20 protein-coding genes are annotated in these 22919 nt (G+C 54.7%); 9 read left to right on the plus strand and 11 right to left on the minus strand.

Going from position 1 to position 22919, the window contains the following annotated elements:
- Position 1: 1 nt before the first annotated feature.
- Positions 2–634 carry a PEP-CTERM sorting domain-containing protein gene (locus tag ACZ51B_RS19020; protein WP_464294921.1) on the plus strand — a complete coding sequence of 211 codons (633 nt, stop codon included), beginning with the start codon at positions 2–4 and terminating at the stop codon, positions 632–634.
- Here the strand turns inward: ACZ51B_RS19020 and ACZ51B_RS19025 are convergent.
- Positions 631–1473 (minus strand): helix-turn-helix transcriptional regulator, encoded by an 843-nt coding sequence (locus ACZ51B_RS19025; protein WP_464294922.1) that lies wholly within the window; start codon positions 1471–1473, stop codon positions 631–633. The two genes, ACZ51B_RS19020 and ACZ51B_RS19025, sit on opposite strands and share 4 nt — an antisense overlap.
- A 115-nt stretch (positions 1474–1588) precedes the next feature.
- On the opposite strand from ACZ51B_RS19025, the gene ACZ51B_RS19030 reads away from it, so the two are divergent.
- Positions 1589–3034 (plus strand): alpha-L-fucosidase, encoded by a 1446-nt coding sequence (locus ACZ51B_RS19030; RefSeq protein WP_464294923.1) that lies wholly within the window; start codon positions 1589–1591, stop codon positions 3032–3034.
- Here the strand turns inward: ACZ51B_RS19030 and ACZ51B_RS19035 are convergent.
- Both ACZ51B_RS19035 and ACZ51B_RS19040 read right to left on the minus strand, forming a co-directional pair.
- Positions 3031–3681, minus strand: coding sequence for a trimeric intracellular cation channel family protein (locus ACZ51B_RS19035; RefSeq protein ID WP_464294924.1), 651 nt, complete (start codon positions 3679–3681; stop codon positions 3031–3033). The two genes, ACZ51B_RS19030 and ACZ51B_RS19035, sit on opposite strands and share 4 nt — an antisense overlap.
- Before the next feature lie 91 nt (positions 3682–3772).
- A complete protein-coding gene (locus ACZ51B_RS19040; RefSeq protein ID WP_464294925.1) occupies positions 3773–4612 on the minus strand; it encodes a prepilin-type N-terminal cleavage/methylation domain-containing protein in 840 nt (279 codons plus the stop codon).
- A gap of 298 nt (positions 4613–4910) precedes the next feature.
- Between ACZ51B_RS19040 and ACZ51B_RS19045 the strand changes: the two genes are divergently transcribed.
- Entirely contained in the window at positions 4911–5714 is an 804-nt protein-coding gene (locus ACZ51B_RS19045; RefSeq protein ID WP_464294926.1) for a hypothetical protein, read from the plus strand.
- Here the strand turns inward: ACZ51B_RS19045 and ACZ51B_RS19050 are convergent, their stop codons facing one another.
- A complete protein-coding gene (locus tag ACZ51B_RS19050; RefSeq protein WP_464294927.1) occupies positions 5715–7148 on the minus strand; it encodes a hypothetical protein in 1434 nt (477 codons plus the stop codon).
- Between the two features lie 110 nt (positions 7149–7258).
- Here ACZ51B_RS19050 and ACZ51B_RS19055 point away from each other — a divergent pair, with 110 nt between their 5' ends.
- On the plus strand, positions 7259–7777 hold the full coding sequence (locus ACZ51B_RS19055) for a hypothetical protein (RefSeq protein WP_464294928.1): 519 nt from the start codon (positions 7259–7261) through the stop codon (positions 7775–7777).
- A gap of 18 nt (positions 7778–7795) precedes the next feature.
- Complete coding sequence (locus ACZ51B_RS19060) at positions 7796–8335, plus strand: DUF1697 domain-containing protein (RefSeq protein WP_464294929.1); 540 nt, start codon at positions 7796–7798, stop codon at positions 8333–8335.
- Here the strand turns inward: ACZ51B_RS19060 and ACZ51B_RS19065 are convergent.
- Both ACZ51B_RS19065 and ACZ51B_RS19070 read right to left on the minus strand, forming a co-directional pair.
- On the minus strand, positions 8315–9406 hold the full coding sequence (locus ACZ51B_RS19065; protein WP_464294930.1) for a TPR end-of-group domain-containing protein: 1092 nt from the start codon (positions 9404–9406) through the stop codon (positions 8315–8317). The two genes, ACZ51B_RS19060 and ACZ51B_RS19065, sit on opposite strands and share 21 nt — an antisense overlap.
- Positions 9407–9442: 36 nt before the next feature.
- Complete coding sequence (locus ACZ51B_RS19070) at positions 9443–10834, minus strand: FAD-binding oxidoreductase (protein WP_464294931.1); 1392 nt, start codon at positions 10832–10834, stop codon at positions 9443–9445.
- A 75-nt stretch (positions 10835–10909) separates the two neighbouring features.
- Between ACZ51B_RS19070 and ACZ51B_RS19075 the strand changes: the two genes are divergently transcribed.
- Positions 10910–11110: a hypothetical protein gene (locus ACZ51B_RS19075; protein WP_464294932.1), complete on the plus strand. Its 201-nt coding sequence runs from the start codon at positions 10910–10912 to the stop codon at positions 11108–11110.
- On the plus strand, positions 11107–12198 hold the full coding sequence (locus ACZ51B_RS19080) for a metallophosphoesterase (protein WP_464294933.1): 1092 nt from the start codon (positions 11107–11109) through the stop codon (positions 12196–12198). Before ACZ51B_RS19075 ends, ACZ51B_RS19080 begins: the two co-directional genes overlap by 4 nt.
- Here the strand turns inward: ACZ51B_RS19080 and ACZ51B_RS19085 are convergent.
- The 4 genes from ACZ51B_RS19085 to ACZ51B_RS19100 all read right to left on the minus strand — a co-directional run bounded on the left by ACZ51B_RS19085 (position 12195) and on the right by ACZ51B_RS19100 (position 16845).
- The gene (locus ACZ51B_RS19085) at positions 12195–13334 is read right to left on the minus strand and encodes an esterase (protein WP_464294934.1); all 1140 of its coding nucleotides are present in this window, start codon (positions 13332–13334) and stop codon (positions 12195–12197) included. The two genes, ACZ51B_RS19080 and ACZ51B_RS19085, sit on opposite strands and share 4 nt — an antisense overlap.
- Before the next feature lie 100 nt (positions 13335–13434).
- Positions 13435–14070 (minus strand): formyltransferase family protein, encoded by a 636-nt coding sequence (locus ACZ51B_RS19090; RefSeq protein WP_464294935.1) that lies wholly within the window; start codon positions 14068–14070, stop codon positions 13435–13437.
- A 429-nt stretch (positions 14071–14499) separates the two neighbouring features.
- A complete protein-coding gene (locus tag ACZ51B_RS19095; protein ID WP_464294936.1) occupies positions 14500–16140 on the minus strand; it encodes a M20/M25/M40 family metallo-hydrolase in 1641 nt (546 codons plus the stop codon).
- 81 nt (positions 16141–16221) lie between these two features.
- Entirely contained in the window at positions 16222–16845 is a 624-nt protein-coding gene (locus ACZ51B_RS19100) for a TMEM175 family protein (protein ID WP_464294937.1), read from the minus strand.
- A 72-nt stretch (positions 16846–16917) separates the two neighbouring features.
- Here ACZ51B_RS19100 and ACZ51B_RS19105 point away from each other — a divergent pair, with 72 nt between their 5' ends.
- Entirely contained in the window at positions 16918–19653 is a 2736-nt protein-coding gene (locus tag ACZ51B_RS19105) for a TIM-barrel domain-containing protein (protein ID WP_464294938.1), read from the plus strand.
- Positions 19654–19912: 259 nt separating this feature from the next.
- Entirely contained in the window at positions 19913–21049 is a 1137-nt protein-coding gene (locus tag ACZ51B_RS19110; RefSeq protein WP_464294939.1) for a pentapeptide repeat-containing protein, read from the plus strand.
- Here ACZ51B_RS19110 and ACZ51B_RS19115 read toward each other — a convergent pair.
- A complete protein-coding gene (locus tag ACZ51B_RS19115; protein WP_464294940.1) occupies positions 21046–22650 on the minus strand; it encodes an alpha-L-fucosidase in 1605 nt (534 codons plus the stop codon). The two genes, ACZ51B_RS19110 and ACZ51B_RS19115, sit on opposite strands and share 4 nt — an antisense overlap.
- Positions 22651–22919: the final 269 nt, after the last annotated feature.

A 22919-nucleotide genomic window follows, 5' to 3' on the forward strand; every position in this document is an offset into this window, starting at 1 on the left:
CATGAAATCTAAATTACTTATTACAGGCGCACTATCGTTGAGCCTGGCAGCATTTGCCCCCGCTTCCGTGGTATTCAACTTGGGTGTAACTATCAATGGTTCGACCCCAACCGGCACCCAGCCATTTCTCACGGCAACCTTCGAGACGATTTCCACTGGCACTGTTCGACTGACCATGACGAACAACATGCCAAGCAGCAATTATGTGTCGACCTGGCTGTTCAACACCACTTCAAACTCCTCACTCAGTATTGGAAATGTTGCTGGTAAGACTGCAGCGGTCTCGCACTCCAACAATTCACTCAACGGTGGAGCACAGATCAAAGGTGGTCTCTTTGACATTAGCTTCACATTTCCCACCCCAAATAACGGTGGAAGATTGAGCGGTGGTACAACCAGCGTTTACAGCATCACGGGCACTGGCATCACCGAAACATCCTTCCTTTCCAAGAGCATTGCAGACGGGAATAACCCAGGCGGCTACTACAGCGCAGCAGACATCCGAGGCTTTGGCAACGGACTAAGCGGCTCTATCGGAACGACCACCACAGCAGCGGTAACTCCAGAGCCAGCAAGCATTGCAGCACTCGGACTTGGACTCCTTGGTGTCATCCGACGCAAGCGCAAGAGCTAATCTCTCCGAAACCCAATTCTCGAATCGTCCTCCCCTGAAAGCAGCGGAGGACGATTTTTTACATGAGAGGGGAATTCTCGAATCGAACGAGGACTCCTACCAAAACGCAACCGCACAGCCTTATTGAAATGCTGCAAATCGGGAATGCCCACCGAAGCAGCAATCGCCTTGATTGGCAGCGTTGAACGCTCCAACAGGTGAACCGCACGCTCTAAACGGCGGTTTCGAACGTAGGCGACCACCGTCTCCCCAAACGCATCCTGAAACAACCGCGCCAGGTAGCTGTAAGAAACACCCACCTCCTGAGCAAGCTTGTCCACACTGATCGGATGCGATAGGTCCCGAGAAATGATCTCGGTAGCCATGCGAACAGCAGGATGAATCTCGCTTCCCGTATGCAACGTTTTCTGGACCACCGCCCGATCCCAAAGCAGGTCCCATATCCGCGCATTCACCCGCTCCGGCTCCGAACTCAGCAGCCCCGCAACACTGTAAACCCGCTTATAAATCGAGTCGTACTCCTCCGCCAAGTCCTGCATGGCAAGGATCTGCCGCACGGATTCACTCCCAGCCTCCAGCCGAAAATGCACATAGATATGCACGGAGATCCCGTAGTAGTGCGTCTCTAGCGTCTTGCCAGGCGGCGTAATCCCCATGTACCCTGGCCGAATCGGCAAGGGATGATCATCCAACCGAAGGGAAGCCTCGTACCCGTAAAGGTGCAAACTCCACAGGTCGGGCAGGCAAAACCGGTCCATCTCCTCAAACCCATGAGCGTTTCTCCCTATGTTCACAACATGAGGAGGCGATCCAAGCGGAATGTCCCAGAGAAGACTCATTGCGGATTCATACCAGTGATGACGATTTCTTCCAACTCAAATTCCGATTGCTGGTCGTCACAATGATCCTACCTCGAAGCGATGACGACGTCAATCGAGCATTGGAACCCGTAACATGCCTACTAGAAAAGAGTTTTGCCAATCCATGGCAGCCGCAGCCCTCGTTTCCGTGATGCCCAAGGTGCCAGAGAGTCTCATGAAGCAGCCGCAGAAACCCTACCGAGCCGACAAGCCGCTCCTGCAACTGCAACAAGAGTTCGTCGACCTTCGCTTCGGCATGTTCCTCCACTTCAACATGGCCACCTTTCAAGACCTAGAGTGGGGCGATCCAACTGGCCCAACCGAAGCCTTCAACCCAACAGATCTCGACACTGACCAATGGGCACGTGCTGCAAAATCAGCCGGCATGACCTACGGCTGTCTCACCACCAAACACCACGACGGCTTCTGCATCTGGCCCACCAAAACGAAAAGCGACAGCATCCTTAAAACACCCAAAAAGATTGACGTGGTCAAGGCCTACACTGAGTCGTTCCGCAAGCATGGCCTGAAGGTAGGACTCTATTTCTCCATCCTCGATCTCCGAGGCGATATCCGTCACCACAACGTCACACCCGAAAAGATCCAGCGCATCAAAGATCAGCTCACCGAACTGCTCACCAACTACGGCGAAATCAATGTCCTCATCTTCGATGGCTGGGACGCCCCCTGGAGCAGAATCCCTTACAGCGAAGTCCCCTTCCACGAGATCTATGCTCTCGTGAAAAAGCTCCAACCCAACTGCCTCATCTCAGAGCTCAACGCCAGCCAGTACCCAAGCTCAGCACTGTACTACTCCGACATTAAGGCGTTCGAGCAAAACGCAGGCCAAGCCCTGCCCAACGACAGCGCCATCCCGGCGCAGTCCTGCGTCACTCTCACCGACGGCTGGTTCTGGAAGCAGAGCGACGCAACGGCCGAACTCAAAGCAACCAAACAGATCGTCGAAGAGTGGCTCATCCCACAAAACAAGCGCCACTGCAACCTCATCCTGAACGCTGCACCGAACCGAGAAGGCAAGCTCGCTCCCAACATCGTCGCCCGGCTAGCCGAGATCGGCAGAGCCTGGAAGCACGAAGGCCCCGCACCAAGGCTCGACCCCTCCATCGTCATCACCACCCCGAACCTGGCGCTCAACCAGATCATCCACGCCAGCGCATCCCCCGACACCGTCGGCGCAGACCTGGCCAACGACGGCAGCTTCGGCTCCACTTGGTACCCCGGACGAACAGGCGAGAACTGGCTCGAAATCACGTTCAAGCACACAACAGCCTTCAACACCCTCGTCCTAGTTGAACCAGTCGGACGGTTCGATGACTATAAGGTAAGCCGAATCGACAGCTACAAGTTCCAAACCTGGACGGGCACGGAATGGCTAACCGTCGCCGAAGGCAAAACCCCAAGCCGAGTCCAGATGCACTCCATCCCCAGGACGGCCGCATCCAAAATCCGACTTGTGATCGAGAGCCAACACGAGAGCCCGCACATCGCCGAGTTCGCCGTCTACAACGAGCCACGCTAAGGCGTCGGCAAGTTCCAGTGGTTGTGGTAGCTAATCATCCGTAGGCCAAAGCAAACAAGCCCACCTACCACAGCACAAGCATCGGGCCGCAACTTGGCCCGATGCCCCACCACCACCACGCAAGCCCCAGCAAACGCAGCCAACGCGTAAATATCCGACTGCAAGATGTGCGGCACGCTCGAAAGCAGCACGTCACGAATCACGCCCCCGCCCACCCCAGTCACCGTCCCCATCAGCGCGGCCATAAACACGGAAATCCCACACCGAAGCGCCTTCGCAGCTCCAGTCACCGCAAAAAGCGCAAGCCCAGCCGCATCCAAATACACCAGCGACGACTCAGGAATAATCGAACCCATCCGGAAGGTGAAAAGCACCGTCACCGCAGCCACAAAAGCCGTGACCCCATAACGCCAGTCGTGAATTCCAGGAGGAGGCACATCGCCAATCAACACATCCCGAATAATCCCCCCACCAAGCCCGGTCACAAAAGCAATCACCACCAGCCCCAACAAATCCAAATGGTGCCGCGCCCCAAGACTAGCCCCCTCCAAAGCAAAAACAAACGTCCCAGCAATATCCCCAAGTGAAAGAATCTTGGCAGAGATGTTCTTAGGAGGCAACGCGGATTTGCTAGGCATCAAGCTCATTTTGACACCTCGCCAACCAGTGACCCTAAATCACAACAAAACCGGGCAGGGATTCCTGCCATACCCGGTTGGTTGACGTATCGACGACCGCCTACGGAACGAACGTCTGAGTCGACTTCTGCGCCTTGAAGACCGCAAAGTCGTTGTGCCGCATCTGCGACCAAGTCAAAGACTTCGAGTGTCCATCGGCAAAAGAGCAGTTGGTGTACATCTTGCTGTGTCCAGGTGTCGGATCGCTGTCATACGCACCACCGCAAGCAGGAGGAGCCTGATCGTCAGGATTGCTTGAACCGCGCTTTCGACCCGCAAGCTTCGACGTATCACAGTCAATGAATCCGGAGCCCCAAATACCGCCCACGTAAGGATCATCAATAGTCACAGGCCAAACCTCAAGCCAAACCACGGTGTTCGCAGACTCACTCATGGATGTGCCTGAGCGACCAGTAGAAGTCCAGGACCCCTGGTCTACCCAAGTAAATGCACCCGTGTTCGGGTCGTTCTGGAAGCTGCCACCCTCTACGGTATAGATCGGTCCAACGTACTGATAAGAGCGCATGATCGCCTTGTCACGGTACTTACCATCATTGAACGGAACGGCCCAGGTCGGCTTGCGCGCAATGGTGTCATCGGGGCAGTGCCAAATCTGATCGTTCTTAATATAAGGCATCACCTGTGCGTCAGGCGACATGAAGTCGGTGTCACCACCATTAACAGCGGGTGACAGAGCTGCCCAAGCCATGTACATGTCGTCATAGTCGTTCATATACATGTTCGAGGCGAGTCCAACCTCCTTCGATCCGCTGAGACACTGAGTCTTCTTAGCGGCCTCCTTGGCCTGCGCAAACACAGGGAAAAGAATAGCGGCAAGGATAGCGATAATAGCGATTACAACAAGCAGTTCGATGAGAGTAAATGCTCTGCGATACGACATGTTAAGAATATAACATGGAAATGTAAATCGTATTCATAGAAAATTATCTATCTAAAGTACGAATATCGTGAATTAGCAAGATGAACGCGTGTCACTTATATAAAACAACCTTTCAGAACTCTAAAATTATTCAAAAACAGCCCATAAAATAGAGATGTAAGTACTCAATATTGTTGCAACAGAATGACGCGCCACCGTGACAGTTAAGTGTTAGAATCCCCAGGCTAACTGAACATCAATTTTCGAGCTCCGTCTACCGAGGAAACGTGCCGAAACGGCAATACGGACGACTCGTGCAATGACAAGAAAGCAGTTTAAGCCCATCTCGCTCACAGCGATTACTCTCGCCATGGCACTCACAGTTGGAGGGTGCGGAGGAGCACTCGATTCAACCACAAGCAACAACACAACAACAGCCTACGTTGCAGCAATTCGGAGCCTCCGCCTCTACCAGGCCTACTCCAGCACCATCCTCGCACCCTTAACATCGGGTCCCATTAGCACCCTCCTTTCTGACGGAAATCTCTACTCCCGCTCCACCCTCAGCGGCAACATCACCACCATCTCGTACTACACCGACGCAGCCGGTACGATCGGTGCCGGAACCGTCATCGCCACAAACACGTCCACCAACGGCGCCAACCCAACCACCTTCAGTACGGTCCTCAACATCACAGGTGGAATCCGCCCCCTCTCGGGCAATATCAACGTCGTCATCGGAACCGGAGTCCCAGGCTCGCTCACGGGAGCCATCACCGAAGGTTCGGGCAACTCAGTCTTCACCGTGACCCCCACCCTCTCAACCAATGCGGGTGTTGCTACAGGGTCAGTTGCAGTCGTCTCCGGCTCAACCACGGTCAATCTCTCAAACGTAGTCCTCACCACGGTCGGTACTGGCTACACACTGCAAGCCACCACAAACATCCCGTCAACCGGCTCCACAGGCACTGTCAACCTAACGCTCAATGCGGATGGCTCGGGCACGGGCTCCCTCCAAGACGGCTCCACGGTAACCTGGCAAACCAACGGCTCAGGCACCATCTCGCTCAACAACGGAACCGGCGCAACCGTATCCATCAACAACTTCGATCTCGGAGCCTAACTACAAAACACTCTGATAATGCGTGACAAGCCAGTCTAACAACGCCTTGTCACGCTTCGGATCCTGAAGCAGCTTCCCATACTTCACCACCGCAGCATCAATAATCTGGTCGCGCAATTCAAGATCCGTAAACTTCCCAGGGGCAGGGAAGGGCACCTTATTAGCCAGAGACCCAATGAGTCCAACCGCCCGCGCCACGCTCTCACTCAAGGTCACGTCCAACGTCGTCACAAGCTGCTTCCCAGCCGCCTGCTCGTGAATCGTCAAGTCCATCACCTTAGAAATCTCCAAAATGAACGCCTTCCGCTTCGTGAAGTTCGAGGTCGACCCGCTCAAATACTCCAACCGCAACTGGCGAATCAGAGTATGGGTATCAACCCCCGCATCCCAAGCCTTGCGCAAATACTCGCTAGCGGCTTCCTGAATCAAATCTTCGCGGGTCGCCTTCTTCCCACCCTTCTTCACCCCAGGAGTGAACGCACCCGGGAACTTGCTGATCTTTAACTCGCGTCGAGGCAACTCCTCATAGTGCGCGGCATTCGCGACTTTAGTTGTCTCCGGCTTCGACTCAAACCCAGGCGACCCATAGTAGCCCTGATCAATCACTGACCCATCGGATAAGTGAGCCGACTCGTGCACAATCGTCACCTTCGCCTCAGCAATATCCCCCGCCGTCTTCGCCTGAACCACGCTGGCAAGGAAGTGAACCTTCTGATCCGAAAAGTTGGCCCACCCACCAAGATTCACCTCGGGGTCGTCTAAGTTGTAGTCCGTTGTCACGTGCAGATCCAGGTTCTTGGCGACCTCATCCAAAGCCGTATCCGCCTTGGCATAGTTGGCCTTCGCCTTAGCCGCTTCCGCGCCAAACACCTCGTTCAGTCCCGTCGCATCCGCCTGAGCATTACGAATCAACTTCTGAGAGTCAGAAATGAACCCTTTCAAACCAGCGCGATCCACCGGCTTCACCTTCGAATCTGCCTCAGCAGGGTTCATATAAATCTCTTTCCGATCAGCGGGATCAATCGCCTTGTTGAACTCCGCCTCATCAAGCTTCCCAGGGCTAGGGAAGATCCTCGCAAGAATAGTAGGCACAGGATCGCTGCTCTTCAACCGCTTCTCGCGTGCCATCCGCTCCAGCAACTCGCCAACTCGAGACTGAATCACCGACTCCGGAATCTTGAGATCCTTGTCCGTATAAGCCGCCTTCACCTTGTTAAATTCAGGCAACCGAAAACGTGTGGAAGGGTTCTGCAAAGCGGCTGCTAAAGGATGAGGTTGCACCCGAGGCACGCGAACCATCTGATCTGAGCTAGAAGGCAACTTCACATGCTGCGACTCCGAGGAGTGATGAACCGCAAACGGATCATCCGCCACCCGCTTGTCCCGTGGCTTCGGCACAGGCGTCAACTGCCTCGTCTCCTCAAAATAACGCATACGATTACTTTATATCAGATTCGTCCAAGTAGTCTTACGAGGTACCCGCCACACACCTAAACGAATTCCAAATAACTAACCGATACAGTGACTCCAGAATGATCACGCTCATGTCCGCACTCGTCATCTCTATCCAGCCCTTGGCTGTCGAAGTCGAATTCACAGGTGGATTCAACACCGACCCAAGAGACAGAGGCCGCCCCGTAGTGCTCATCGCCGCTGCCCTCGGCGTACCCACCCAGGTGTTCCGAGAAGCCTTCACCCACGTCACGCCAGCCTCCGCAGGCAGAGCGCCCGAGCCAGAGCAAGTGCGCCGAAACAAACACGCCCTCCTCTCCGCACTCGGAAAATATGGCGTCACCAACGAACGCCTCGACACGGTCTCCAACTACTACCGCTACAACCCAGGCCGAGGCGAAATGTGGCCCACCACCCCCGCCCGAGCAACCGCGACGGTAGAAAACGGCAAGATCAAAAGCTTCCGAATCCTCAATGGCGGCTCCGGCTACTCATCCGCACCAACCGTGCGAGTCCCCGGCTTCCCACATCTCAAGGCCACCGTCACCGTCTCCTACAGCAAGACCTTCGAAAAGAACGGCACCCTCACCGCCATTAAGCTCGCGAAATAAAGCGATAATAACCCTATCATGATCACGTACATCGCGTTTCTTCGAGGCATCAATGTAGGAGGCAAGAACAAAGTCCCCATGGCCGAGCTGAGAGAGTTGATGTCACAACTCGGCCTGCAAAAACCCCGAACCCTCCTGCAATCAGGAAACGCCGTCTTCGAGAGCGACCAAACCTCCATTGCCGAGCTAGAAAAACAACTCGAACAAGCGATCCTAACCAAGTTCGGATTCACCGTTGACCTCATGGTCCGCTCAGCAGACCACGTAAGAGCCACAGTCGCCAGCAACCCCTTCCCAGAAGAAGCAGCCCACTCGCCCCACCATCTCCTCATCCTTTTCATGAAACAGCCCGTAATTCCGGGTGGTGTAGAAGCCCTACAATCGGCCATCACAGGCCCAGAGCTTGTGAGAGCGGGCGGAACAGAGGTCTTCATGTTCTTCCCCGAAGACATCGGCCACTCCAAAGTCACTTCCAAAATGATGGAGAAACACCTGGGAGCCAGCAACACCAGCCGCAACTGGAATACCGTCCAAAAACTACTCGAAATCTGCGGCTAGAAACTCCTGAAACCAAGCTTCATCGCGCACCCCATCGAAGTCCGGATCCTCCTCCAACAACTCCAGCAGCCCATCGCTATCCAATTCCTTCGCAACCTGCAACCAGCGTAAACACTGCTCCCCCTCCCCAAGCAAAGCGCAAACACATGCCAAGTTGTAAGTGGAAGAACCCGGGCTCAACTCTTCGGCCTGCAACAGCTTCTCGAATGCTTGCCGCAAGAAAAGCTCAGATTTCAGCGGAGAAAGCTTGGCCATCACAATCAGAGCAATCCCCCAATTGGCCATCGCCTCAGACTTATAAGGATTCAGTTCCACTGCCCGCTGATATCGCAACACCGCCTGCTCATAAAACTCAATGGAACCCAGGATTCCACCCTGCAAAGTGAGCGCATTGCCCCAGTTAAAGTAAGCATCCGCCTCCTCACGAATGAGTAAAACCGCTTCGTACTTCTGCTCAGCCAGCTTCAAAAGCTCTAGAGCCTCCGCAGGTTCCACATACTTGGCGCGCTCCTCCAAAGAACATCCCCAATTGTTGATCGCCTTGGCGTAGTCAGGTTTGAGCTCAATCGCTTTTGCGTAAAGCTGCTCAGCCTCCAGAAGCCAACGAACGGGATCCTCTTCGCCCGATATCTCAGTCCGCTCAATCAAGGTCACGCCCCAATTGAAGTAAGCGGCATGACTCATCGGATTGATCCGCAAAGCCATCTGATACTTCTCAATCGCCTGATCAAAAAGCTCCGGCGACAACGTCAGAACGCCTCTCGCAGAGAGGCTGACTCCCCAATTGTCAAACGCCTCATCATCCCCGGCGTTCATCTGAGTCACCGTTTCAAACATGGCCTCAGACTCCAAAAGAAGCCCCAAAGCCTCCTCAGCCTCGCAGCAGTCGGCCAGCACCTTCAAAGCCAGCGCACAGTTAAAGTAGGGAGCAGCCCCCAAACCACCCAACGCAATCGACTTCCGGTAACTCTCCACCGCCAAGCGCAAAAGAGCGACCTCCGCGGGGCCAGTAGCCGTCAGAGCAAGCTCGCTATATTCCAGGGCCTGTTGGAAGTGGTCTTCAGAACGCATCGCCCGAAGACCATACCATAGCGCCGGCGCAACCCCTTAAGGCGCCGGCGGGATGCTCTGTGGGAACGTAAAGAAGTTCGAAGGGTCATACTCCTTCTTCACCTTCCGCAGCCGCTCCAGGTTGCCCGCGTAATACTGCTCCAACCAATCCGGCCCCAGCTGCGAATCCTGATAGTTCACATAAGCTCCCTTCGCATAAGGCAGCATCTCCTTCCGGAAGTTCACCACCCAGTCAACCGTCGGTTGTTCATCTTGGGGCGCAGTCCAATATCCGTCGTACTGAACCACAAACATCGCCTTCCTGTAAAACACGGCTGTCGCATCGGTAGCCAGCTCAGCCATCTTGCCCCCACCACCCAGAAGCTGAATCATCGAAGGCTGACTAGGGGGTGCCGAAAGAGGTGGCACACTCTCCAGACCCTTCTTAAACTTGGCAATCGCTTCAGGCGGAAACAGTGAGTAAGCCAACGCTGAGGTGCTCTTAAACAACTGCATGTCGTCATGATTGCGAATCGCCCAAGTCGGGTTCGATGGATCAACGCCAAATGTAATGCGTGCGCCAACAACCGCGGGCACCACCATGATCTGCAGGTTAATGGGTGCCGGTCCCGAAAGAATCGGCATCAACAAAGATTGCAGCTTCGGCATGTCCTCAGGAGGAGCCGTATACTGCCCCTGAATCACAATCGTCTGATCACTGTGAAGGCTGATCAGCGAAGTAAGCCCCCACTCGGCCGTCGATGCCCACTTCTGCCAAATGTCCACAATGGTCTCAAAGTCACTCCACTGGTAGTAGATGTTGAAAATCCCCACCAGATCCACTTTGTGGACCTTGAATTTGAACTGAGTGACAATCCCAAAGTTGCCACCACCGCCACCGCGAATGGCCCAAAACAGGTCGGGATTCACCTTCTCGTTCGCATGCAGAATGTGCCCATCCGCATTCACCACTTGAATGTCCACCACGCTGTCACACGTCAGCCCCAACAACCGCGACGTCACACCAAATCCGCCACCCTGACAAAGCCCACCAAGACCTACAGTCGGTCCAGTCGCCAAGGGAATCGTCACACCAACATCGGCAAGCTTCTCCGTCAAACTCAACATGTCGATGCCCGCGCCGACAGTCGCATACTCGCTATCGTCACTCGCACTCACCTGGTCCATCTCGCTGATATCAATAATCAGTCCATCCTTAGCCAGGGAAGAGTAGCCCTCATAGTTATGCCGCCCCGACCGCGCCCGCACCTTCACGTTGTTCGCTCGAGCCCACTTTACGGCGTTTGCAACGTCTTCAGCAGACTGGGCAAACACAATCGCCCGTGGCACATTGGCATCGTAATCCGCGCTAGCTGCAAATCCATGTCGAGCGGTGTTCCAACTGGGGTCATCGGCGTGTAAGACGCGACCTGTTAAATGTAACGGCATAACCTAGTATGCTGTATCTTGGTTATCAATACAATAGTCTCTAAAAGTGCGAGACTATCAGGGCTAGGAGAAGCGATGAAGTGGATAGTTGTTTTTGGTTTTGGTCTGATTGCAGGCTTTCTTATTGCCATGTTCTGGCTCACGCTTCATAAAGCCGACCACCTCTGGCAAGGAGTGGCATCCGGCATCGGCGCAGGAATCGGAATCGTTGTCGGACTCACCATCCTCAACCAACTCGTTGGCTTCATGGATAAGCTGATCAGCGGAAAAATATGAACGGCGACTCCGTCGTCTATGCCATAGGCATCCTCTGCGGCATGCTCTTCGTCTTCATGCTGGAGTTTGTGTGGATAGGCCTTGGCTCCTCCGTCCGAGAATGGCTCTGGGAAAACACCCTAGATGCCCTCTACCGTCGCAAACACGGCATCGAACAACAACCCGCCCCGCCCGAAGAAGGTCCCATTTCCATCCTCTTCTCGGACATCCACATCGACACCTGGGACCTCGATCCCACCCGATACCAGACCTTTTCCGACTTTCTTCAATGGGTTAGCAACAACCCAAGGGTCAACGAGGTCTACATCAACGGCGACATCCTAGATGCCCCGCCCAACCCAGTCAACCAACGAGACGTAACCACCCTCACCATCGACTGCGATCCAACCCAGGACCCCTATCCAGACCTAAACGAAGGCCCGCTAGGAGTGCTGCAAGCTGCCTACGAGCCCACGCTCCAAGAACTTGCTACCATAGCAAAGCCCATCACCTACGTCACCGGCAACCACGACATCGGCATCGAAGGGGTGCGCTACATCTGCCCAACCCTCAAATGGAGCGCCTTCCGAGTCGCCTGGAACCCGTCCATCCTCCTGAAAAGCAGCAAAGACCGCTGGGTCTACTTCGAGCACGGCCACCGCTACGACCCCTTCCTCTGGCTCTACCTCCGCTACGCCATCCTCCAGCTTTTCCGAGGCCCATCCGCAGTGCGAACCTCGCACCACCAAGCCAAAGTCGGCATGAAAAAGTTACTCTCACCGCACGAGTTGCAATCGGCCAAGAGCGCAATTCTCCCTTGGGAACACGAAGGTGACATCCATCATGATTGCCGCGACGGAATCGGAGCCTGGGTAGCCCGCTACCGCTACCGCGAAGCTGCCAGACGCGCCTTCAGACGCATCCAAAAAGAGCAGGGAACAGAGGTCAAAGTCGTCACCTTCGGCCACACCCACCTACCCGACCGCTACACCTTCCCAAGAGGCCGCGTCTACATCAACTCCGGCGACTGGGCAGGAGGAAGCCCCGACCAGAGCTACCTCATCATCCACTCAAACGGCGTCGTAGAGGGGCCAATCCAGTGGCGCTAACGAAAGAGTCTCGGCAGCAACTCCGTCAAGTTACGCCGCCAAACAGGCCATGTGTGCGCGCCAGGTGTCTCACCCTCAGTCACCACAAACCCCTGCTTTTTTAGCCAACTGCGAGTGTCGCGATTGCTCTTGATCAAGAAATCTTCTGCGCCGCAGTCGATGGTGAGCGAACCAAGTTTGGGATGGGGTTTAGAAAGACCCGGAAACCAGGAATCGAGACTCTGGCCGTACATGATGAACGCCCCACTAAAGGACGCAACCTCTCCAAACTTGTCCAGGTGATTCAGTCCAAGATAAAGCGCCTGAGCACCACCCATAGAGAGACCAGCTATAGCCCGCGACTCCCGGCCCTTACTAACGCGGTAGCTACTCTCCACTTGAGGCATCACCTCATTCAGCAGCGTCTCTCCAAAACTGTCGAACCAACCCTTTTGCTTCGCAGTGGGACTCACAAATATCTCGCCAACTCGGTCCGCCGAATTAGCAAATCCATAACCAAGCGGCATCACAATAAGCATCGGCTTCGCCTGCTTGCGAGCGATCAGATTGTCCAAGATTACATGGGCCTTACCAACATTGGTCCACGCAATCTCACTCTCCATAACCCCGTGCAGCAGGTAAAGCACCGGATAACGCTTGCGACTACTCGGGTCATATCCAGGAGGTGTGTAGACAAGGTACTCCCGCGTCTCGCCCAAGATCTTTGAAGCGTAACGCTGACGGTGAATAACACCATGGGGGACATCGTTCTCCTCCCAACTCAGGGATGCGGGACCGGGTACATGAACAATGCTCTCCGCCCCACCCGTGATCATCGGCTTCAGTAAATTGCAGGCAGGATCACTCACTTGCACGCCATCAACAATGAAGTAGTAACAGTAGTAGTCGGGAGCAAGTGCCGAGGTTGTATAAGACCAGATCCCCCGCGCATCCTTCGTCATCAGCACATCCGCAGCGCCCTCACGCGAAAGACTCACTCGCTTCGCATTCGCAGCCGCATACCGGAAAGTCACTTTCCCATCGGCGGCAACTTCAGGAGATCGAACAGCCTTAAAGATCCGTGGTGCGCTCGAAGTCTGTGCGAAAGTGACACAACTGAGCAGGGCGGCAAAGAGAACCAATTGAAGTCTAATCATTTGACAACTACAGCGTACACCGCCCGTAAGTAGTGAGCACCTCGAATTCAGCACCCGTGCAACCATTGCATGATTGTCCTCTAAATCGGTGTAGGGAAACTTATAGTTCCTTCCGAATCTCTAAAATGTACTTCACTCCGTTCCGTACGAAGTAAGCAGGATACTTTTCATTGTCGCTCACGCGAAATAAATTGAATTGCGAATCGATAGACTTGTGTATGTCCAGTTCACTATCCTTGGGTCTTCTTCGCCCGTAAGAGCTACCAACTCCTTCAGGTTGAGCTTTACCGACTACATTTGGCATCGAGCGTATGAACTTTAAAACGAGGTCCAACGTGACTTTGGCCAGACTCGCTCGCATTTCATCGACAAGCTCGTGCCCTTCAAAATGAATCCAATCCTGGAAGTAGATCTCACCCGTATCGATCGTTTCGTCGGCCTCAAACAATGTTACGGGTATGTCATTCTTGCCCTCAAGAATTTGCCATGTCAACGGCGACCACCCCTTGCCATAGGGCAGGTCACTCGCATGAACCACAATATTGTGCTTGTTAAGATCAATTCTCTTAAGGAGCCGCTCGCAAGAGAGCAAGACTAGAACGTCTCCACGTTCAATCTCATCGTGGGAGTGGATGAGACAAACGTCGTGCTTTTCTTCAAGAAGCGTTGATTTGAGTCCCAAAGCGTAAGGAACCATCCAGGAACTTGGATTATCTACTAGAATTGTAATCTTCATAACTGCTCGAAACATGTCTCCGAAAAGAAGCCATCATAGTTGCTGGACTTGATCAGGTCCTATTGTGGACCTTTTTGCAGCTGCTTTTCCTGGCGGAAATCCATTAGATTGGAATCCGATCCGCTGAAATCTACAAAATCCATGTTAGACGAGATAGGCAGAAGTGAATTTGGATGAAGTCAATCTCCCGGCAAATGCCCGTGGTAAAGTGCTATCCCCGAGATTGAAAGGGACTTACATGAGGCTCTAACATTTGCTCAGCTGAAAAGAGTGGCTAGATGAAGGAATGCTCCGAGATAGAGGATGAGTTCTTTAAGCGAAATCGTTGCATCAAAGATCAAGACCTGACGACTCAACTCGAATCTTATTTCCCAACCCGAGCAGACCGGGCCGCCATTAAGGCAGCCCGGAGTCCTGGGCACGAAGCCCTTACTGACCCGCGCTCAGAGACTTGCGCGGCAACTTCTCATCCAACTGAGCCGTGTTATAAAGGAACGTCGCCATAATCACCGCCGCCTGCTTCAAGTCATCCGCCTGAATGCGGTCATACACATCCTGATTGCTATGGTGAGTCCGGCTGTCGTACTCAATTGTGTCCTGAATGAACTGGAACCCAGGCACACCCACCGCATCAAACGATACATGGTCCGTGCTTCCCGTATTCCGAATGGTCACGGTCGAGGCCCCCATGTCCTGGAAAGGCGTGAGCCATTCCTTAAATATCGGCCCGACCTTCTCATTCCCCTGTAGATAGATGCCACGAATCTTGCCCGTGCCATTGTCCAGGTTGTAATACGCACTCACTTTGTCCCACTCAGACTTCTTCGTCAACTCTCGTGCAGTGGACCCAGCAGCAGGAGCAGAGAACGAACCCAAGTGCTCGGCAACGTAAGCGCGCGATCCAAACAGACCCTGCTCTTCGCCACTCCAAAGCGCAACCCGAATCGTGCGCCGTGGCTTCAGATTCAGCGCCTTCAAAATGCGAATCGCTTCCATCGCAACCGCAACACCCGCCCCATTATCTGTAGCACCCGTCCCGCTGTGCCACGAATCCATGTGACCACCGATTATCACCACCTGGTCCTTCAGATCAGTCCCAGGTAACTCGCCAACCGTGTTGTAACCCATCAGGTCCTTGCTGTAGAAGCTCACCTTCAAATCAAGGTTCATCTTCAACTTCTCGCCCTGACGAATCATCCGAACCATCCGGTTGAACTGCTCCGACGAAACCGATACCTGGGGCACAGTCTTGGGAGCACTCTTGTCCCACACAGACACACCACGAGCGGCTCGTGCTCCAGAACCTGATGCTGGAGTAGCCGGAGTTACAGGAGGAGGAACCGAAGCCGACTGCACAAACATCGTGCCGCCATCACCCCGAGCCCCGTCAACGACAGCCAAAACGCCCTCTTCCATAAAGAACCGGAGCTTGGTCGTCGCCAAAGCCATCTGAGCCCGAAAATCATTAGCCCCCGCAGCCGGAGCAGCCGCTGCACCAGCCTGCCGCCGAGGACGAGGAGCCTCCGCCGAGGTCATCGCCGCCAGTTCCTCATCGGTATAACGAGAACCCTGCGCCTTAAAGTGAGCAGGCAACGGTCGCTCAGTCCCGCTCAAAACAATCTTGCCCTTCAGCTTGCCTTTGAACTTGGCCAACTCCTCAAGGGTTGCCACATCTACCAGCACGACCTCAGCTGAACCACGAACTCCAGGCGACCAAGCCTTCGGATAAGCAATCAGAGGGAAGTCCACCGGCGAGGTCACCTGAGCCGAGAACCGATCCAGCTGCCAACCACGACCAAAAGGCCCCCATGCTTCCAAATGAGCATTCGAAAGCCCCCAAGAAGTCAGCTTGTCCCGGGTCCACTCATTCGCCCGCTTCATACTAGGCGAAGCAGTAAGCCGAGGCCCAATCACATCCGTCAGGTAACTCAGCGTCTGCATCACCTGCGAGCGATTCATCCCCTCGTCTTTGATCTGACTAATAACGGAAGCGTCCGGCGTCTGAGCCATCAGGCTAGAAGAAACGGCAACAGCAAGGCCCATGGCCGCAAAGCGTAAAGAAAACTGCATGTGTTTTAGGCTCCAATCGTGAACGATCGAACCTAGCATAACATGCAGGCTGCCCCAATGGTAGTTGCAATCTAGTGGCTTTTACTGAGAACGTGTTTCAACACCATGCTCATGATGCATGTGTGCCTCGTGAGCCTGAAGGTGCTTCTCAATGCGTCGATCCGGAATCACCCACATCACAGCCACCAAAGCATAAATGCTCAGGGCAATCCACTCCGACCAAAACGAGCTGGCAATCGCAATCGCATACAGAACGGGGGAAGCCTTCCCCTTATAGTCTTTACCCATGGCATGTGCCAACGGAGAGTCCGGACCCTGGCTATGAATAATGGTCAACTGCAATATCTGGTAGGCCAACCCAGACATAAACAAAACCACCCCATAGACGGCAGTGGGAACCTTCGCATAGTGGTTCTCTCCCATCCATGCCGTCGTAAAAGGCACAAGCGACAACCAAAAGAGCAGGTGAAGATTTGCCCACTGAATCCCACCCGTCACGCGCTTGGTCAAGTGAAGCATGTGGTGATGGTTGTTCCAATAAATCCCTGCATACACAAAGCTCAATACATAACACGAGAGCACCGTACACAAAGGCTCAAGCGACTTCCAATCGGTCCCATGGGGCACTTTCAACTCCAAAACCATGATCGTGATAATGATCGCAAGCACCCCATCACTGAAGGCTTCTAGTCGAGTCGTCTGCACGGCTCAATAGTACAGTGTGATCGCCCGATATTAACAGGGTACAAACGAACGCCGTTGGGGTAACAAGTGCAGATGCTAGGAGTTTCGACTGTTGCATTGTCGCTCGTCTTAAACGCAGCCCCATTCATCAAAGACAAAGATGGACTCTCCATCCCCGTCAACGCTGGCACCCTTCGCCTGCAGGTCTTCTCGCCCGAGATCGTCCGTGTCCAGTTCTGGAAGGGCAGCAAACCAACAGACTCCAGTCTAGCCGTGATCGGTAAGCCTTCCAAGACGAAGTGGACCACCCAACAGAAAGGCAACCAAATCTCGCTAAAAACCTCCGCTCTCGAAGCGCGAGTCAACAAGAAAACCGGAACAGTCGCCTTCTTCGACCTCCAAGGCAAACCCATCCTCGCTGAGCGAACACCCGGAACCCTCACCCCCAACACCATCGGCACCTACAAAACCTACAAGAGCCGACAGGAGTTCACCCTGGCCCCAGGCGAAGGCATCTACGGTCTGGGCCAACATCAAGAAGCGGGCATGAACTACGTGGGCAGAACCATCCACCTGCAACAAGAAAACCGCGAAGTCGCAGTCCCCGTCCTCCTGTCAAGTAAAGGCTACGGCATCCTCTGGGACAATCCCGCAGTCACCGACGTCAACGTTGCTTCCGATGGCGAAGCGATCATCCCAGCAGCAAACTTCTATGACGAAGACGGCCAACCTGGCGGCCTAACTGCCCGCTACTACGAAGGCAAGAACTTCGAGAAACTGGTCAGCACCCGCAAAGACGCCCAGATCGACTTCAACTGGACCCAAACACCACCTCCAGGCCTCGAACATGACCGATACAGCGTCCGCTGGACAGGCTCGTTCGAAGTCAAAAATGGAGGCGATTACGTACTGACTGCTTCCGGAGACGACGGAATTCGACTGTGGATCGACGGCAAGAAAGTTCTCGAAGACTGGAACGACCGAGCCATCGTCTCAATCCCCGTCAAACTCAACTTCAAACCCAACTCCCGTCACAAAATCCGGTTCGAATTCAACCAAAACATCGGTGATTCAGTCGTAAAACTCGCCTGGCAGGTCCCTTCCAAAGACCACAAAGTCGTCTGGAACTCCGAAGCTGCCAACGCAATCGACTACTACTTCATGTACGGCCCCAAACTCCCAGCGGTCGTATCTAACTACAGAAAACTCACCGGCCAAGCCCCCATGTTTGGCAAATGGGCCTGGGGCATGTGGCAGAGCCGCGAGCGCTACACATCCCAGAAAGAACTCCTCGACATTGTTGCTGGCTATCGCAGCCGAAAAATCCCCTTCGACGGAATCATCCAGGACTGGCAATACTGGAGCCCAGCACCATGGGGATCCCACGAATTCGATCCTAAGCGCTACCCCAACCCAGCTCAGCTGATGAAGGACCTCCACGCCGATAACGTCCACATGCTCATCTCGGTCTGGCCGAAGTTCGACGTCCCAGCCGATGGCAAAAACCCCAACCGCAACGTCACCGAACTCGAAAGCGTCGGCGGCATGTACGCCAAAACCATCCCCTACGTATTTCCCGCCGGGCAAGGGAAGTGGTACGACCCGCAAAGCGCCGCAGGCCGCCGAGTCTACTGGAAGCAGATCTCCCGTCAACTCGCCGCCTTCGGCATCGACGGCTGGTGGCTAGACGCCAGCGAACCCGAACTCTCCGGGGCATGGGGCGAATACCGCGACTTCAAAACCGCCGCAGGCCCAGGCGCCAAAGTCTTCAACGCCTACCCCCTCATGCACACCAAAGCCGTCTACGAGGGTCAGCGCTCCGAAAACAAAGACAAACGCGTCTTCATCCTCACCCGCTCAGCCTACGCCGGTCAGCAAAGAAACTCTGCCGTCACCTGGTCTGGAGATATCTCTTCTACTTGGGACGTCTTCGCCAAGCAGATCCCAGCTGGAATCAACTTCAGCCTAAGCGGAATCCCTTACTGGAACACCGACACAGGTGGATTCTTCGGCAACAACGCCAACAACCCCAACTTCAGAGAACTCTTCACAAGATGGTTCCAGTACAGCACCTTCTGCCCCATGCTCCGAATCCACGGAACAGACGGCCCCAAGGAGTTCTGGAGATTCGATGAAGCGACCCAAAAGGTGCTCATCCAATACAACCACCTCCGCTACCACCTCATCCCTTACATCTACTCAACGTCCTGGCAAGTCACCTCAAACAACGACTCCATGATGCGAGGCCTCATCCTAGACTTCCAAAACGATCCCAAGGTCCAAGATATCCCCGACCAATACCTGTTCGGCCCCTCCCTCATGGTGTGCCCAGTCACCCAACCGAAAGCGTCCAAACGCGACGTCTACCTGCCAAAAGGAACCACCTGGTACGACTTCTGGACAGGACAAAAACTCGCAGGCGGTCAAACTCTCTCCGCGTCGGCCCCCATCCAAACGATGCCCATCTACGTAAAAGCAGGTGCCATCATCCCCTACGGCTCTGACGTCCAATACGCCTCCCAAAAGACAACCACCACCGAGCTGAGAGTCTATAAAGGAGCAGACGGGCACTTCACACTCTACGAAGATCAAGGTGACGGCTATGCCTACGAGCACGGCGCCTACGCAACCACCGATATCACGTGGAACGAAGCCACCCAAACCCTCACCCTAGGCAAACGAAAAGGATCCTTCCCAGGAATGGCCAAGAAACACACCTTCAAAGTGGTGTTCGTCAAGCCAGGCCACGGAACAGGCATCCCCAACTCAACAAAAGCCGATACCACCATCCAATACGACGGCCACCCCGTAAAAATCCAAGCCAAATAGCCCCGCCGAGCCCTCTCCTTCATCCGTGAGGGAGAGGGTTGGGTGAGGGTGGACGACTGACCAAATCAGTCCCAATCCCAAACGCTCTCACGCCCGTCCGGATGACCCCGGACGAGGTCAAAGCTCCATAGCCCGGGTGTTGTACGCCCCTCCCGTACTTAAAAACCAACCCCCCGACGCAAAATTCACGGACGAAAGCGTTAATTTTCCAGAAGAATGAAAACAATTCCGCCACCAATCCACCCATAATCACCCCAAAATGGCGGATCGAACTCAGCTAGATCGACTGCGACAAGGAGCGGACATCTGGAACGCATGGCGCGATCTAGAGCCAGCCGAACGCGTCGATCTAAGAGGCGCAGACCTCTCAGGCCTAGAGCTCAGCCAATACAACCTCTCGGAAGCCGACCTAAGCGAGGCCGACCTCACCGAAGCCGTCCTCCACGAAGCCGATCTCAGAAACGCCAACCTAGACAAAGCCATCCTCCAAAGCGCTGCCCTGGTAGAAGCAGACCTCGCCGGTGCCTCCATGCGAGACACCAACTTCGAAAGCGCCGCCCTCCTCGATATCAATCTCTCAAACGCCGTCGGCATCGGGGCCAACATGAGGTTCTGCGATCTCACCGGCTCCCTCATGGACTCCGCCAATTTCTGCGAAGCCGATTTCAGCGAGGCCACCTTCCGCCATGCCAACATCGTCAACTGCAACCTCCGGCGAGTCGACTTCACACTCACCGATCTGCGGCTCTGCAGCATCCACAACACGCAACTCGATCACGCCGTGCTCGATAGCTGCTTCGTTCTCGGCATCAGCACATCAGAACTCACCCTCGACGGTGCGATCGAACGGAACATCATCTTCTCCGACCTCGATGAACCCACCCTCTCCGTAGACAGCCTAAGCCTTGCAGAAGCCTACGCCACACTCATGAAGGCGCCAAACGGCGACATTCACCCATCACCACTCGACTCTGGAATCGTCCTCATCATGGGCCAGTTCGCCCTGGACTCTCTCGCAGTGATCGATGGCCTGAGAGCAGTTCTAGAAGAGTTCGGCTACGTCGCAGCGTTCTACAACTACGACAAACCACCGGTCTCCGACACACGCCGCTCACTCAAAATCCTCTGCTCCTGCGCCCGGTTCATCATCGTAGACATCTCAGGCTCAGACTGCCTCCCCCACGAGCTCGCCTCGGTTATCCAAACCAACACCATGCTCCCCGTGCAGCCCATCCACTGGGAAACCCAAGAGCAGTGGGGCGAATTCGACAGCATTGAACCGTGCCCCTGGGTACTGCCCACCCAGTCCTACGAGCGCCCCGAGGACCTCATCGAAGACATGGTCGACAAAGTAGTCCTCCCAGCCGAAGAATGGCTAGAAGGCATGCTCGACTAACCTAAGAACTCAACGGTCTCAAACGTAAACCCAAGGTCTTCCTGCCGGTGCGTCGGGTTGCTTAACTTGATCGTAATCTGCGAAAGCTCACCCTTAGCCAACTCCAACCCCTTCACCGGCACACCGTCCGCGATCCGCGCCTTCAGAGTCTGCCTGCCGCACTTGATGCTGCACAGCTTATTGCCCGTGTTCTCCACACCTCGAAACACCAGCGAGTATGTCCCCGACTTACCAGCGCGTACCCAAACCGTCCGCTCCACAGTTGTTCGCCGCTGACCCTCGTAGCTGCTCCCCGATTGCGAGTAAAACTCCGTCCACGCACTCGCCGGAATCACCCCTTCCAACCCACAAACAACCCGAGGCGACACCTTCAAAAGACCCGAGTACTCCACCTTGATCACGGTAGCAATCGGGTTCAGAGGACGCAACGGCAGCTTGATCACCACGTCTTCGCCCTCCTTCTGCCAACTCAAGGTCTCGCTAATCGAGCCGTCAACACTGCTGACCGCAACCACGGAGTTCTGCAAGCGGGGAAGAGTCACCGTGCCACCGGTAGGCCACTCCAAAATATGGAGGTAAAGCGCATCCTTTTTCGCCGTAACCACACCCCATTCTTGAGTCTCATAGGGGTTCGGTATCGTCGCAAACAGAGCCTCGCCATGCCGCTTCACCCAATGACCCATACCCTGAAGAACATCCGCTTCAAAAGGCACCACCGAACCATCCCCCATCGGGCCGATGTTCAGCAGATACTGACCATCCAGCGAAACCACCTTGATCAGGTTCGTCGTAAGCTCTTTCACCTTGCCCGCAACATCCCCTCGCTCCTGCCATGAGCGGTAACCCCAAGTCGAATGGTAGATCGACGCAGGAGTTTCCCAGGGCTCGTTAATCTTGTAATCCGGCGTCTCGTTGTCGCCCATCACAATAAAGTCGCCCTGGTTGTTCCAAACACGCCAGTTCACCATGCAGTTCGGCTGGAACTTGTGAACCAGATCGGCAAACCGCTTGCTCTGGGCAGGCGTGGGCGAGCTCATGTCAAACCAAAGCTCCACCAGCGACCCATAACGGGTAACCAACTCGTACAGCTGACCCACAATAAACTCCTCCATTTCATCCGAAAGAGGATTCTCGTTGTTCCCGTCAAACTCATGCCCCTGGCTCCAATCCACCAGAGAGAAATACACTCCAAACTTCAGGTCGTGCTTGCGGCAGGCCTCGGCTAAAAGCTTGATGGGATCCTTCTTATAAGGCGTCCGGCCCACGATGTTGAAGTCCGACATCTTCGTGTGAAACATCGAAAACCCATCATGGTGCTTCGAAGTAATCACGATGTACTTCATCCCCGCAGCCTTAGCCAAAGCACAGATCGCATCCGGATCAAAGTTCGTCGGATTGAACCCCTCCGCAAACGCCGCGTACTCCTCATGAGACGCCCCCGCCCACATCTGAATCTGCTCGCTGTACCCGCGAGTCACCCTCTCCCCCTTCCAAACACCCCCCGCCAAAGAGAAAAGCCCCCAATGGATGAACATGCCGAACTTAAGATCGCGCCAGCCCTGAACAGCGTCGCGTGAGGGTTTCTGTGATGGGTGAGTCATAGGGAAATCAGGCCACGGGCCGACATCGATTCTACCAGTGCCACCGCGAACGCGCTCGGAAACGCGCATCCACCCCCACCCGACTCACTTCTTCCCGAGCCCGTCCCAACAAGAGCGAGTGCCGAATCCTCTTCAGCTTCGAAATGCATAAAGAAACCACAGAAGGTGTGGTCCGAGATGGAGGTGATAGTATCGCCTCATTCTCTACGTATGCACGCGTCTTTCAGGCAAATACATTTCGAACAACGTATGACCCACCGCCTACTCGA

The sequence above is a fragment of the Fimbriimonas sp. LA-C6 genome, from assembly GCF_055398105.1.

Excerpts from the sequence above, each read along its gene's own strand:
- ACZ51B_RS19020 (WP_464294921.1), top strand. The coding sequence starts at position 2 with ATGAAATCTAAATTACTTATTACAGGCGCACTATCGTTGAGCCTGGCA.
- ACZ51B_RS19025 (WP_464294922.1), bottom strand. The coding sequence starts at position 1,473 with ATGAGTCTTCTCTGGGACATTCCGCTTGGATCGCCTCCTCATGTTGTG.
- ACZ51B_RS19030 (WP_464294923.1), top strand. The coding sequence starts at position 1,589 with ATGCCTACTAGAAAAGAGTTTTGCCAATCCATGGCAGCCGCAGCCCTC.
- ACZ51B_RS19035 (WP_464294924.1), bottom strand. The coding sequence starts at position 3,681 with ATGAGCTTGATGCCTAGCAAATCCGCGTTGCCTCCTAAGAACATCTCT.
- ACZ51B_RS19040 (WP_464294925.1), bottom strand. The coding sequence starts at position 4,612 with ATGTCGTATCGCAGAGCATTTACTCTCATCGAACTGCTTGTTGTAATC.
- ACZ51B_RS19045 (WP_464294926.1), top strand. The coding sequence starts at position 4,911 with ATGACAAGAAAGCAGTTTAAGCCCATCTCGCTCACAGCGATTACTCTC.
- ACZ51B_RS19050 (WP_464294927.1), bottom strand. The coding sequence starts at position 7,148 with ATGCGTTATTTTGAGGAGACGAGGCAGTTGACGCCTGTGCCGAAGCCA.
- ACZ51B_RS19055 (WP_464294928.1), top strand. The coding sequence starts at position 7,259 with ATGTCCGCACTCGTCATCTCTATCCAGCCCTTGGCTGTCGAAGTCGAA.
- ACZ51B_RS19060 (WP_464294929.1), top strand. The coding sequence starts at position 7,796 with ATGATCACGTACATCGCGTTTCTTCGAGGCATCAATGTAGGAGGCAAG.
- ACZ51B_RS19065 (WP_464294930.1), bottom strand. The coding sequence starts at position 9,406 with ATGCGTTCTGAAGACCACTTCCAACAGGCCCTGGAATATAGCGAGCTT.
- ACZ51B_RS19070 (WP_464294931.1), bottom strand. The coding sequence starts at position 10,834 with ATGCCGTTACATTTAACAGGTCGCGTCTTACACGCCGATGACCCCAGT.
- ACZ51B_RS19075 (WP_464294932.1), top strand. The coding sequence starts at position 10,910 with ATGAAGTGGATAGTTGTTTTTGGTTTTGGTCTGATTGCAGGCTTTCTT.
- ACZ51B_RS19080 (WP_464294933.1), top strand. The coding sequence starts at position 11,107 with ATGAACGGCGACTCCGTCGTCTATGCCATAGGCATCCTCTGCGGCATG.
- ACZ51B_RS19085 (WP_464294934.1), bottom strand. The coding sequence starts at position 13,334 with ATGATTAGACTTCAATTGGTTCTCTTTGCCGCCCTGCTCAGTTGTGTC.
- ACZ51B_RS19090 (WP_464294935.1), bottom strand. The coding sequence starts at position 14,070 with ATGAAGATTACAATTCTAGTAGATAATCCAAGTTCCTGGATGGTTCCT.
- ACZ51B_RS19095 (WP_464294936.1), bottom strand. The coding sequence starts at position 16,140 with ATGCAGTTTTCTTTACGCTTTGCGGCCATGGGCCTTGCTGTTGCCGTT.
- ACZ51B_RS19105 (WP_464294938.1), top strand. The coding sequence starts at position 16,918 with ATGCTAGGAGTTTCGACTGTTGCATTGTCGCTCGTCTTAAACGCAGCC.
- ACZ51B_RS19110 (WP_464294939.1), top strand. The coding sequence starts at position 19,913 with ATGGCGGATCGAACTCAGCTAGATCGACTGCGACAAGGAGCGGACATC.
- ACZ51B_RS19115 (WP_464294940.1), bottom strand. The coding sequence starts at position 22,650 with ATGACTCACCCATCACAGAAACCCTCACGCGACGCTGTTCAGGGCTGG.